Below are 12045 nucleotides of genomic sequence, written 5' to 3'. Positions count from 1 at the left end.
ATCAACTGAAACTTCCATTCGTTCAAAACAAGGGGATGGTTAGCTTGCATTATTTGTTAAGTATACCAGAAGATCAATACACCAATAGTTGCTTATCCAAGTAGTTAAAAATTCCATTACGGAATGAGGTGTGGTGTCGCAGACTGTCATCTATTCTTTATACGTTAACGCATATAAAGACCTAATTTAAGGGGATGGTTCGTTTGAACAATGATCGATTTTTCTCATAGAAAACAATTCATTATTAAATGAGGTGTTTATCAAAGAGAATGACCTTTAATCGAGCGCAATAAGAAGTTCCTCTTCAACGAGGCAGGATCTCTTGATCCTGTCTCTGTTTTTTGTTTTTAGAATTTCCTCTCTATGATAAAATAAATAGAAAAATGAACAGGAAAAGGAGAAATTGTTAATGAGTGATTGTATTTTCTGCAAGATTGTTGCAGGGGAAATTCCTGCCAAAAAAGTATTCGAAAACGAGCATGTTGTTGCATTTTTAGATATCAGCCAAGTAACAAAGGGCCATACTTTAGTTATTCCGAAAACGCATGTAAAAGATCTTTATGAATTAACGCCTGAAATTGCTAAAAACTTATTTGAAGTTGTCCCTTCTATCGCAAACGGATTAAAAGCAGCTTTTGAGCCGGTAGGGCTGAATACACTTAATAATAATGGTGAAAAAGCAGGTCAATCTGTATTCCATTATCATATGCACCTTATTCCCCGCTACGGAAAAGGCGATGGCTTTGGAGCCGTTTGGAAAACGAACTTCGACGCATATTCTGATGAACAGCTTTCCCAAATTGCAAATGACATTAAAGAAAAGCTGTAAACAGAAAATTTTTAAAAATTTCTACATAAAAAAGCTATTATCCAATAGCTTCATGAAATCGTTATCAATGATTTACACATTGGATTTTCGAGTATTCCAACACATATATTATTTTCGTAATGTAACAACAGCAGCTTTGAAGCAGTGAAATTCGCTTTAAGGCTGCTTTTTTTATCTGTACAAATCTTCACAATTTGATAGTATAAGGGTAAACTTCCAATCAAAATCGTAGTAAAAGCACAAGGAGGAAAAAACATGAAACGCGCGTATAACTTTAATGCTGGTCCTGCAGCATTGCCAGAATGGGTATTGCAGGAGGCACAAAAAAGCTGGATGGATTTCAACAACACAGGCATGTCCATAATGGAGCTCAGCCATCGCAGCAAAGACTATGAAGCAGTCCATAATGAAGCAAAATCTCTGCTTGCATCCCTGCTTTCTATACCGGATGATTATGAAATTCTCTTCCTCCAAGGTGGTGCAAGCCTGCAGTTTACTATGGTGCCAATGAATCTTCTGGCAGATGATAAAACAGGTTATTATGCACTTACTGGCGTCTGGGCGGAGAAAGCACTTAAAGAAGCTGCAAAAGTAGGAAAAACAGAGACTGCAGTTTCAAGCAAAGATGATAACTATACGTATATTCCTGATCCAGCAGAAATAGAAGTTCCTGAGAATGCGGCATATCTTCATATTACAACGAATAATACTATATACGGAACTCAATGGCATAAATTCCCGACTGGGTTGAAGGTTCCATTGATTGCTGATATGTCCAGCGATATTTTGAGTACACCACTTGATATCAAAAACTTCGATATCATTTATGCTGGTGCACAAAAAAATCTAGGACCATCAGGTGTTACAGTTGTTATCATAAAAAAGGAGCTCATTAAAAAGAACCCAGAGCTTCCTACGATGCTGAGCTATGAAACACATGCCAGCAGCAACTCCTTATTCAATACACCTCCAACTTTGGCTATTTATTTATTATCACTTGTGCTGAAGTGGGCGGAAAACCAAGGCGGTATTGAAGGAATCGCAGCAATTAATAACCAAAAAGCGGAAACACTTTATCATGTCATTGACAACAGCGAAGGTTTTTACAAAGGCCATGCCGTTAAAGACAGCCGCTCTAAGATGAATGTAACGTTCACGTTGCAATCTGATGAACTGACAAAAAAATTCCTGGATGAAGCTAAACTTGCTGGATTTGTGGGACTGAACGGCCATCGATCTGTTGGCGGCTGCAGAGCTTCCATTTATAACGCTGTTCCATTAGAGCATGTTGAGGCTTTAGCTCAATTTATGAAAGACTTCCAGCAAAACGCTTAAAACAAGGCTTTACACAGATAGGTTTCGCCTATCTGTTTTTTTTGCCTTTCTATGGGTAATGACATATATATGCAAACCTAACCTAAAATAGGCTATAATTAGAAAAAAAAGACGAGGTGAACATGATGAGTGGAAAAACATTTCTATCAGGATTTATCATTGGCGGGCTTGCAGCTGCAGCAGCAACCTTATTCACTACCCCTGTTTCGGGTAAAGAGGCAAGAAAAGCATGTGTGGACAACAGCAAAGCATTTCTAAAGGAATTCAAAGATTTAAAAGAAGACCTTATAGAAATTAAAGACAGCATTGCTACTGCCAGCAAAGAAGGGAAAAATGTCATCGGCACCTTCGTGGAAGATATAAAAGAATCGCTCGAGCAATGGAAAACAGAAATTCAACCACATCAAGAACAGCTGAAAATCGAACTAAACCAAATTGAACAAACAGTAACTGAATTAGAAAACGACTTAAAAAAGCAACAATAACACACAAAGAGAGGAAAACTAACATAGTTTACCTCTCTTTGTGCTAAACCCCTTCATCTCCTCCTGAGTAATGTTAAATTTCCTTACATAAAAACATCTAAAATTTGGAAAAATAAATATACGCGTATAGTAAATATAAAAATTCATGTAAGAAAAGTATAACAAAGTACATATTCTGACTTTTTAAAAAACTTATTCTCTATTCATTCTTTCTCGATTTGTTTTTAGAGTATAGAAATATTTCAATATGAAACTATTTTTCAGATTTTAAAATCTGATGTTTAAAACCTTGATTTCAAGCAGTTCGGTCTTCTTAATATTTCTTTCACTCCAGAAAGTTACAGTGTATAATGCTGGTAGAAAAAGGGTGAATTTTTATTTAATTTTAGAAATAATTATACAATAAAACGTTTTCTTTCAAAAAATATGCTTATTTCTAAAAATTTCGCTTATTTTTTCTTTATTAATTTTTGTTTTATTGGCATAATGATTATAAATATAGAAAAGTAGGTGAATAGATTTGGGGATGAATGAAAAAGAATGCTCGATGAAGGAAGCTTTAATGTTTACTCAAAGAGTAGGACAACTCAGTAAAGCACTATGGAAATCAATTGAAAAGGATTGGCAAAATTGGATTAAGCCGTATGATCTTAATATCAATGAACATCATATTTTATGGATAGCTTATCAGTTAAATGGCGCTTCCATATCAGATGTGGCCAATTTTGGGGTAATGCATGTCTCAACAGCCTTTAACTTCTCTAAGAAATTAGAAGAACGAGGACTGCTGCAGTTCTCCAAAAAAGAAAATGATAAACGGAACACTTATGTTTGTCTCACAGAAAAAGGTGAGCAATTGTTCCTTAATATCATGGAGGAATACAATCCTGACAACAGCTCAGCATATTCAGCTGCATTGCCAATCAAAAACTTATATGGAAAATTTCCAGAATTGCTGGAAATGATGACAATCGTCAAGAATATTTATGGAGACAACTTCATGGAAATATTCGAAAACTCCTTCAACAATATCGAAGATTCATTCGTTGAACAAAATGGGCAGCTTAAACATAAAGAACCGGCGCCTATGAAGTAATCCACATATACTCGTAAAAATGGAATAAAGGGCAAAAAAAAGATGAGACAGAGTCTTATCTTTTTTTGTTTTAAAACACCAGTAAATAATCAAAAACAACTATTGATTTTTTGCCCTATTCGTCGTAAAGTAGCAAGGTGAGTTTTATTAAACTAGAAAATTTCTCCTTTTGGAGGGTGATTACTTTATGAACTGCTGGAAGACAATTAATTTTCATAAACAGTACGGCTTTCAACGCATACTTTTTATGTCTTCCTTAACAATGGTTTTTTCTTTTTTGTTCCTTTACACTCCGACAATTGCATTTTTTGGGTATAACAGTTTAAATGACAACTACTTTTTACCTTTTATGGCAGCATTTCTGCTCGTTTATCCTGCTCATAAATTGCTGCACTTTCTGCCGGTTGTCCATTTAGGCAAAAAAATAAAAAAATCAATTGATATACACTATGGTATTTTTCCGTTAATATGTATTAGGGCAGCAGACCCAATCGGGAAAATTCAGTTTATATTTGCTTTGATTATGCCGATGCTCGTCATTAACACTGCATTGGTCATTTGCTGTTTCCTGTTTCCTCATTATGTCCATTATTTCTTAATTTTGTTTGCCTATCATTTCGGGATGTGTGTACCTGATTTTATTCGCATAAAAAGCTTATGGAAATCTCCAAGGTCATGCTATGTAGAAGAAAATGAAGATGGCATTGAAATTTTGGTCAGCAATGTCAGCTAATGCTGGAGGCAACACTTGCGGTCAGGACATAAGATAATAAAGGAAAAGGATGCATGTATTTAATTGACATATCATAGGATATAATACTATCTTTTTATCCCTTAATTTGATATTGTAAGTATCATACAATAATTCTGTTTTAAGGAGGGAATCAATGATGATCTCCATTTTTATTATCTTAGCCATATTAATATTATATAATATTAATAGAATGACAAATGCACTATGCGCACAAAAGGAAATCCCGGAAGAGAAACAGCCGAAGGTTTTCCGCACAATCAATGTCCTTATAACGATTCTTTTGATTTCTTCCTATGTTGATTTATTATTTAGTTGACATAAACGGACAATATGCTCCTAACAAGGTGCTTCATATCCCTTTATTGGAAGGAAAGCAGCGATGATTATTCATCGCTGCTTTTATTTTCTTAGAGAGTATTAGTATACCCAGCTTGCTCCGATAATGATAAGCAAGATGAATAGCACCACTAATAATGCAAATCCTCCGCCGTATGCACCTGTACCTGACATGAAGACTCCTCCTTTCTATCAGTTGAATTCATGTTCTGCATTACTTTGGCTCTTACAGCCAAGCAGCGCCAACAATAATTAAAAGAATGAAAAGTACTACGATTAACGCAAATCCTCCGCCGTATGCATGACCCATAGTAACACCTCCTTTTAAGGCTGCTACTGTATCCTTTTGATAAATGGTTTAAGTCTAATAAGACTAAAGACTTGCTTGCCAAAAGTCAGTTACATGCAGCATACTAAGCTGCCCCCATCCTGACCCTTTGCACAATTCAGCACGAATAAGCCACCGGCTAATTCTTTAAGCTGTTTTTCAAGCTCAATGTATCATATGTCTAGGACCTAAAAACGGAACAGGACATTTACCCAATTTTTAATTTGTTGCTTTTGCCTATCGTTTTTCTTTTACATTAAAAGGGATTTTTGCTCTTTTGAAAATTTATGATATAGTAATGATGGATGTTACAGATAAAACTAACTTAGGAGTGTTTAACTTGAAAAAAAGGCTACTATCCATCTCTCTCGCTGCTGGCATCATTGGACTTAGCGCATGCAGCAATGGTGGTTCAGACGCAGTTGTAAAATCAGATGCAGGTGATATTACTAAAGATGAACTCTACGATGCGATGAAGGAAAAATACGGTACGACTGTACTGCAGTCCCTTCTATATGAGAAAGTACTTGAAGATAAGTATGACGTATCCGATGAAGAGTTAGACGAGAGAGTTGATAGCATTAAATCACAGCTTGGCGATAACTTCGAATTGGCCCTTCAGCAATATGGTTATAAGGATGAAGATGAGCTGCGTTCGATGATTAAGACTGGAATGCTTCAAGAAAAAGCCGCAGTTAAAGAAGTTGATGTAACAGAAGATGAAATTAAAGCATATTACGATGACTATAAGCCTGAAATTAAAGCTCGTCATATTCTTGTTGCTGATGAAAAAACAGCAAAAGAAGTCAAAAAGAAGCTTGATAATGGCGAAAAATTTGAAGATCTAGCGAAGGAATATTCTACAGATACTGCTTCTAAAGAAAATGGCGGTGACTTAGGCTGGTTCGGTGCTAACACAATGGTTGCTGAGTTTGAAGAGGCAGCATACAAGCTGGATGTAGACGAAATCAGTGATCCAGTCAAAACAGAAAATGGCTACCATATAATTCAAGTAACAGATAAAAAGAAAAAAGGCAAATATGAAGATGTAAAGGATGACATGGAATATGAATTAAAAGTGTCCAAGCTTACATCTGATACAATCAACAGTGCCATGGAAAAAGAACTAAAGGATGCAGATGTAAAAATCGAGGATAAGGACTTAGAGTCCTTGCTTGATGCAACGTCTACAAGCGGTTCAACAAACACAACTTCAGGCAGTTAACAAAAAAAGGGAAACTAGAGATATACTCTAGTTTCCCTTTAATTTTCATATGCGCGTTCTTGAGTATTTCCGCTTTTCTTTTGTTTTTCCTCTTCCATCCTCTTAATATATACTTCTCCTTCCTTTTCGATATATTCATTCTCTTGCTGCTTGTCCTCTTTTCCTGTCTTAACAGCCATAAATGCACTTACAGCAATACCTCCTAATACAAACAGAACCCACATCGGAATCTCAAACATACTATTAACTCCCTTCCTCTTAATTACTACATCATATGCTAGATAAACTAGAATATTCACCTTTTCGCAGAAGCCCTCACTAAACAAAAAAAAGGTCTCCTTTATTAAAAGGAGACCATAGGATTAAATTATTATTTATGGAAAGAAGGTTTGTAAAAGGAACGGTTTTCCAATGGGAAGATTCTTTCTGAAAACTCGCCTGGCTGAACACGTTCAAGCGCTCTGTCTAGCATATTCATTTTAGCATCCAGATTATCTATATAATGAAGAATTTCTGCCTCTTTAATCAGTGGAGCTTTCGGGCTGCCCCACTCTGCTTTTCCATGATGTGAAAGCACCAGATGCTGAAGGACCATTACTTCTTCACCTTTAATACTAAGTTCATCGGCTGCTTTGCCAATTTCATTTACCATTATTGTAATATGTCCAAGTAAGTTTCCTTCCACTGTATAAGTCGTTGAAATTGGACCTGACAGTTCAAGCACCTTCCCTAAGTCATGAAGGATTACACCGCTGTACAGCAGGTCTGTATCAAGGCTCGGATAAAGAGTGGCAATAGACTTAGCTAAATCAAGCATGCTAACAACATGATAAGCAAGTCCTGAAACGAACTCATGATGATTTTTTGTTGCAGCCGGATATTCTAAAAATGCTTGCTGGTGCTTTTTCACGAGATGTCTTGTAATCCGCTGGATGTTAGGATTTTTCATATCAAAGATATACTGATTAATTTTCGCCTGCATTTCTTCTGTTTCAAGCGGTGCTGTTTCAATAAAGTCAGATAAGCGTACACTATCCTCATGGGATGCTGCCTTTATTTGGCGTATTCTTAGCTGCAGCCTGCCTCTGTAGTTTTGGAGGTCTCCATTTATTCTCACAATTGTTTGGGGCTGATAAGACTGTGCATCTTCATCAGTAGCATCCCACAGCTTTGCTTCTATTTCTCCGCTTTTATCCTGAAAAATTAATGTTAAGAAAGGTTTGCCATTGCTGGCCATTGCTCTCGCTGAACTTTTTATTAATAAATGTGAATCAAACTGGTCCCCAACCGCATAGTGTAGGATTCCTTTTTTATCCAAGGCTTTTCGCTCCTTTTTCATCTTGTACAATCTTTTATTTAATCTATTCGTTCCTAGTATAACACTATCTATATTAACGGTCTCGCTCTAAAGAGGGCAGCAGCAGAGAATGTATTTGACCATCAGGAAAATGCTCCAATAGATGGGTATGACATGTAAAAAAGAGCAGCTGATTATTTCTGCAAGTTTTTAAAAGCTCAAGCACTTTCTTCGTCCGTTTATTATCAAAATTGACGAAACTGTCATCGATAATAATCGGCAGCGGATATTTCTGATAAAATGTCTGTGTCAAGGCAAGTCGAAGCGCCACATAAAGCTGTTCTGCTGTTCCCCTGCTCAGCTCTTTTGCTTCAAAAAAGGTGTTATCCTCCCTTTCCACCAAAAAGCCGATGCCTTCTTCCTTCGGCAAAATTCTAACGTATTGATTGTCTGTTAAAATAGCAAAATACTCCTCTGCCTTATGCAGCATAACTGGGAGCTGCTTATCTTTGTAGACATTGACTGTTTGTGTCAAGAAGTGCTTGGCAGCAGCAAATTTTCCCCATATCTTTACTTCCTCTTGAAACTCATCCTGCAGCTGTTTGAAATGATGCAATTTCTCTGTGTACGTTCCGCCGCTTTCGGCTTGACTTATGGTTAGTTGATTTTCAGCACTGGCCTTCATAATCTGTTTTATTCTTTCTTTTGTTTCCGCTAACCTTTCAGTTAACAGTAACTGCTCCTGTTCCGGCTCATCGATTGTGCGAAGAAACTCGATCTCTTCCTGTGTTAGACGAAAATGCTCAAGTTTTTGCTTTAGTGTGGAAAGCTTCTGCTCTAGCTCGATTTTTTCTGCATATAACTCTCCCTTTTTCCGGTATTCCTCTTCTGTTTTCACTTCAGCAATGTCGAGCAGCGCTTCGGTTTCAGCGGAAAATACCGACAGCTCTCCTGCTAACCCATGCAACTCCTGCCTGCATTCTTCTAACGCCCGGTTGTTCTCCTGCCAATAAATCTTTCTTTCATTTTCTTCTTTCACAGCATTCATTAACTGGTTAGACATTTGGGCAAGTGAGTCTGCTTTAAAGGAGAAGAATTTTTCATACTGTTTGGAGATTCGCGCTCCAATAAGTTCTAACTCTGTCTCTATTGCCGTTATTTCCTCAATAACCGCCCTTTTATCCTTAAGCTTTACCTTCCATTCGTCTAACAGCAAATAAGCATCGTAAATATAATCATATGCGAGAGAAGCAGGTATCCTCAATGTATCGCCAAGTTCTGCAAGAACAGTTTGATGCTCCCTGTATTGCTGTTCCCAGCTTTCATAGCCGCTTAAAATTCTCTCATACGCCTTCGTTTGCTGCTCCAGCTTTACTAGATGTAAGCTGTAGCTTTCTCTTGCTTGATTATCCTTCTCTAAGGCATGCTTGGCTGAAAATGCATCAGGCAATTCAAAACCGCCAGTTTCCTCTCTCATGCCAGCCTTATCCCGCTTTAGCTCTTTTGCTTTTCTTTGCAGCTCTGACCGTTCTTTCTTCGTTGCCTTCCTTCTATTAAAAAAGAAAAGAATGGCTGCAATACTGCCTAACAAGGCTGCAAGCATTAAGTATAGGAGCTGTTCAGCTGCACCTGCCAGCCCGATTGCAATCAGCATGATTAGAACGAACAGAAACTGCATATTAGCTGCAAGATGGACTTTCCGATTAGCCTCAAGCTGTTTTTGGACGCTTTCGATATCCCTCTGTAGAATTGCAAGCTTTTCTTTATGCCAGCTTATGTTTTCCGCTGCTTTAAGCTGTGTTTTTAGCTCTTTGCGCTTATCCTCTGAAAGCAGTCGACTTTTCAGTTCAGCGGTTTCCCTTTCCATGCTTTCGAGCTGCTGCTGTTCTTCCTTTAATCTCGCATCAAGCTCTAATCTGGAGGCCTTAAGCCTTTTTTGCAAGGCATCTGCATTTGCACATTGCTCCTTCATAAAGATGCTCGTATTAATATCAGAAATATCCTCTTCTGTTATTGGCACATGCAATTTCGCCTGCAAAACTTCCATTTCCTTCTCCAATAAGGATAACTGGTTCAACAGCTGGTTCTTTCGTTTTTGAAGCTCTTCATAGACGGGCATTTTCCCGCTAGCCTCTGTTATTTCTCCAGTAGCTGCTAACAGCTCCTCATTAGGCTGAAGTTGCCTGTCTTTGTCTTCTAATCCTTTAATCTTGTTCTGCACATGCTGAATTCGGCTTTGGACTGTTAAGATTCGGTCTTTGATTCGGTCCCATCTGTCCATACCAGCATTGGGAAACGTCAAATCAGCATACTTTTCCTCTTTACGCTCTAAAAGCTCTGTTTGTGCTACTATTGGAGCCGCTTCTAACCAGCTCTCCAGTTTATTAATGTCTTCCTTTAGACTGACAGCATTGTCTTCTTCTGCTTCCAGCTCTTGGGCCAGCTCCTCTCTTCTTTGCAGCAGCCCGCTGTATTGCTCATTTGTTTTTTCTGCATTTTTCAGCTGTTGGTGAGCATCCTTTAAAGACACCAGCAGTTCGTTTAGGACTGGCTTTTTTCCATTTGGTCGAAAGCGGGCATCCAGCTCTTTCTGCAGCTCTGTATCTGTCCTTGCTATTAGATCAGAACCGATTACACCTGTTGAAAACAGGAATCTTCCAATCTCCTCGCTCTTTAATCCGTGGATATTTTGCAAGCCATCAAGATTAAAAGAAAAAATCGATTGATAGAGACCTTTATCTACTCTCTGCAGTAATTCACCGAGCAAATCCTCTTGCCCTTTTCGGCCGTTTTCCAAAATGACAGTAACATCACCGGCTGCTTTTCCTTTAACACGCTCAATTGTTGCCATACCATGTTCAGGAAACCATGCTGTTAATTTACCGCCATACTTAGCTTGATTTTTCGGCTCATAGCGGAGCTCTGTCTGAACCTTTGAAGGAAACCCAAACAGAACGCTGTGGATGAAGCTCATGATCGTCGACTTGCCTGCTTCATTTTCTCCATAAAATACTTGAAGATCTGCATCCAGATTATACGTTATATTCTCTAGTTTTCCATACCCGTAAATAGTTATTGTTTTAATCCGCATATTTTACCCCCTGGCTGCTCCGTTCAGCATGTGAAGAAGCACCCGCTCCGCTTCTACTGCTAGCTCTTGCTTCTCTGTTTCCGTTAATTCTGAAAGATATCGGTAGGCACCTGGGTGACGATAAAGCGGCGCAACAGCTTCTGCGATTGAATCGTAGTCTGTAACAGCTTGAAAAAGCTCAGCAAAAAAAGCAGATTCTGTTTGCAGCTGCTCTTTATCCCAGCTGCTGCGTTCTGTTATCGATAAGCTCGACACCCACACAAAATCCGATCCCTCCAACTCGTCAGCTTGAAGGATTTCCAGCAGTTCTCCTGCGTGGAAGCTGCCAAGTTTTTCTGCGTTAACAGCATTAATGGACATGATTACAGGTACTCCATTGTCTCTTTCGATATTTTGCGCGCTTTGACATAAGCGCAAAAGCTCATCAACGTTTTTGGCTGCAGCTGCATCTATTTCAACTGATTTCCATAAACATGCCGCTGTCGGGATAAATTCTAGCTCTGCAGCCAGCTTGCTTAGTTTTACGTAGTAGCAGCCCTTCTCTCCTGTTTCCTTTTTATGCCTTCCTTGAATGTTTCCTGCATACACTACCGGCGGTTCTGCTTGCAGTATTGCTCTTTTATGTATATGACCCAATGCCCAATAATCCATCTCCTTTGAAGCTAACTCCTGTAAGTTAAAAGGAGCATATGGACTGTGTTCGCTGTTTCCTTCCAAACTGCCATGCAGTATGCCAATATGGTAATCTGCTCCTGCCTTTTTTTCAAAGCTGTTTACTCTTCTGTCATAAAGATGTCTCGCTTCATAACTGAAGCCATATAAATGAACTGTCGCATTGTTTTTTCTGTGCTCAAAGACAGTGACCTCGGAAGGAAAGATATGTACATTGTCCGGAAAGTTAATCTCCAGCCACTTGCCGCTTAAATGGTCATGGTTTCCATGGATGATATATACCTCAATGCCAGAGGTATTCAGTCTTTCCATCTCTTTCCGGAAAAATATTTGCGCTCTCAAGCTTCTGTCTTCTCCATCATAAATATCCCCGGCAATAAGAACGAAGTCGACCTGCTTGGCAATGGCAGTATTAACAATCCTTTTGAACGACGTAAAGGTGCTTTCCCGCAGCTGTGTTCGTATAGGCGCAGGCAGATTTTTCAACCCGAGCATAGGGCTGTCCAAATGAAGGTCTGCACAATGTATAAATGTTATCTCCTCCATAATGACCACCTCCTTTTTCTTTTATATTATCATCCTTAAAATACGAATGCA

Annotated in this window: 13 protein-coding genes; 7 read left to right on the top strand and 6 right to left on the bottom strand. The window is 38.5% G+C overall.

Annotated elements, in window-relative coordinates; all coding sequences use genetic code 11:
- Window positions 1-409 precede the first annotated feature (409 nt).
- From ACLIJJ_RS05785 to ACLIJJ_RS05760, 6 genes are all read left to right on the top strand, one after another.
- Window positions 410-829, top strand: coding sequence for an HIT family protein (locus ACLIJJ_RS05785; protein ID WP_233317300.1), 420 nt, complete (start codon window positions 410-412; stop codon window positions 827-829).
- A 255-nt stretch (window positions 830-1084) separates the two neighbouring features.
- The gene (gene serC / locus ACLIJJ_RS05780) at window positions 1085-2164 is read left to right on the top strand and encodes a 3-phosphoserine/phosphohydroxythreonine transaminase (RefSeq protein ID WP_233317301.1); all 1080 of its coding nucleotides are present in this window, start codon (window positions 1085-1087) and stop codon (window positions 2162-2164) included.
- A gap of 122 nt (window positions 2165-2286) precedes the next feature.
- The gene (locus tag ACLIJJ_RS05775; protein WP_233317302.1) at window positions 2287-2649 is read left to right on the top strand and encodes a YtxH domain-containing protein; all 363 of its coding nucleotides are present in this window, start codon (window positions 2287-2289) and stop codon (window positions 2647-2649) included.
- A 526-nt stretch (window positions 2650-3175) separates the two neighbouring features.
- Window positions 3176-3745 carry an HTH-type transcriptional regulator Hpr gene (locus tag ACLIJJ_RS05770; protein ID WP_233317303.1) on the top strand — a complete coding sequence of 190 codons (570 nt, stop codon included), beginning with the start codon at window positions 3176-3178 and terminating at the stop codon, window positions 3743-3745.
- Between the two features lie 187 nt (window positions 3746-3932).
- Window positions 3933-4478 (top strand): DUF3267 domain-containing protein, encoded by a 546-nt coding sequence (locus tag ACLIJJ_RS05765; protein WP_233317304.1) that lies wholly within the window; start codon window positions 3933-3935, stop codon window positions 4476-4478.
- A 157-nt stretch (window positions 4479-4635) separates the two neighbouring features.
- Window positions 4636-4815, top strand: coding sequence for a hypothetical protein (locus ACLIJJ_RS05760; RefSeq protein WP_233317392.1), 180 nt, complete (start codon window positions 4636-4638; stop codon window positions 4813-4815).
- Window positions 4816-4916: 101 nt separating this feature from the next.
- Here the strand turns inward: ACLIJJ_RS05760 and ACLIJJ_RS05755 are convergent, their stop codons facing one another.
- The gene (locus ACLIJJ_RS05755; RefSeq protein ID WP_127736325.1) at window positions 4917-5009 is read right to left on the bottom strand and encodes a YjcZ family sporulation protein; all 93 of its coding nucleotides are present in this window, start codon (window positions 5007-5009) and stop codon (window positions 4917-4919) included.
- Between the two features lie 52 nt (window positions 5010-5061).
- Window positions 5062-5145, bottom strand: a complete 84-nt coding sequence (locus ACLIJJ_RS05750) for a YjcZ family sporulation protein (protein WP_060670486.1) — start codon at window positions 5143-5145, stop codon at window positions 5062-5064.
- A 358-nt stretch (window positions 5146-5503) separates the two neighbouring features.
- On the opposite strand from ACLIJJ_RS05750, the gene ACLIJJ_RS05745 reads away from it, so the two are divergent.
- Entirely contained in the window at window positions 5504-6388 is an 885-nt protein-coding gene (locus ACLIJJ_RS05745) for a peptidylprolyl isomerase (protein ID WP_233317305.1), read from the top strand.
- A 38-nt stretch (window positions 6389-6426) separates the two neighbouring features.
- Here ACLIJJ_RS05745 and ACLIJJ_RS05740 read toward each other — a convergent pair whose 3' ends face one another.
- The 4 genes from ACLIJJ_RS05740 to ACLIJJ_RS05725 all read right to left on the bottom strand — a co-directional run bounded on the left by ACLIJJ_RS05740 (window position 6427) and on the right by ACLIJJ_RS05725 (window position 11994).
- Entirely contained in the window at window positions 6427-6627 is a 201-nt protein-coding gene (locus tag ACLIJJ_RS05740) for a sporulation YhaL family protein (RefSeq protein ID WP_233317393.1), read from the bottom strand.
- Window positions 6628-6758: 131 nt separating this feature from the next.
- The gene (gene yhaM / locus ACLIJJ_RS05735) at window positions 6759-7727 is read right to left on the bottom strand and encodes a 3'-5' exoribonuclease YhaM (RefSeq protein ID WP_237940779.1); all 969 of its coding nucleotides are present in this window, start codon (window positions 7725-7727) and stop codon (window positions 6759-6761) included.
- Between the two features lie 52 nt (window positions 7728-7779).
- On the bottom strand, window positions 7780-10776 hold the full coding sequence (locus ACLIJJ_RS05730) for an ATP-binding protein (protein WP_411410654.1): 2997 nt from the start codon (window positions 10774-10776) through the stop codon (window positions 7780-7782).
- A 3-nt stretch (window positions 10777-10779) separates the two neighbouring features.
- A complete protein-coding gene (locus ACLIJJ_RS05725; protein ID WP_411410653.1) occupies window positions 10780-11994 on the bottom strand; it encodes a metallophosphoesterase family protein in 1215 nt (404 codons plus the stop codon).
- Window positions 11995-12045: the final 51 nt, after the last annotated feature.

This window comes from Niallia laureatilytica (genome assembly GCF_046613985.1).
Taxonomy (GTDB): domain Bacteria; phylum Bacillota; class Bacilli; order Bacillales; family Cytobacillaceae; genus Niallia.
The sequence above is the reverse complement of the archived record's forward strand: the minus strand, read 5'-3'. Positions and strand labels throughout refer to the sequence as shown.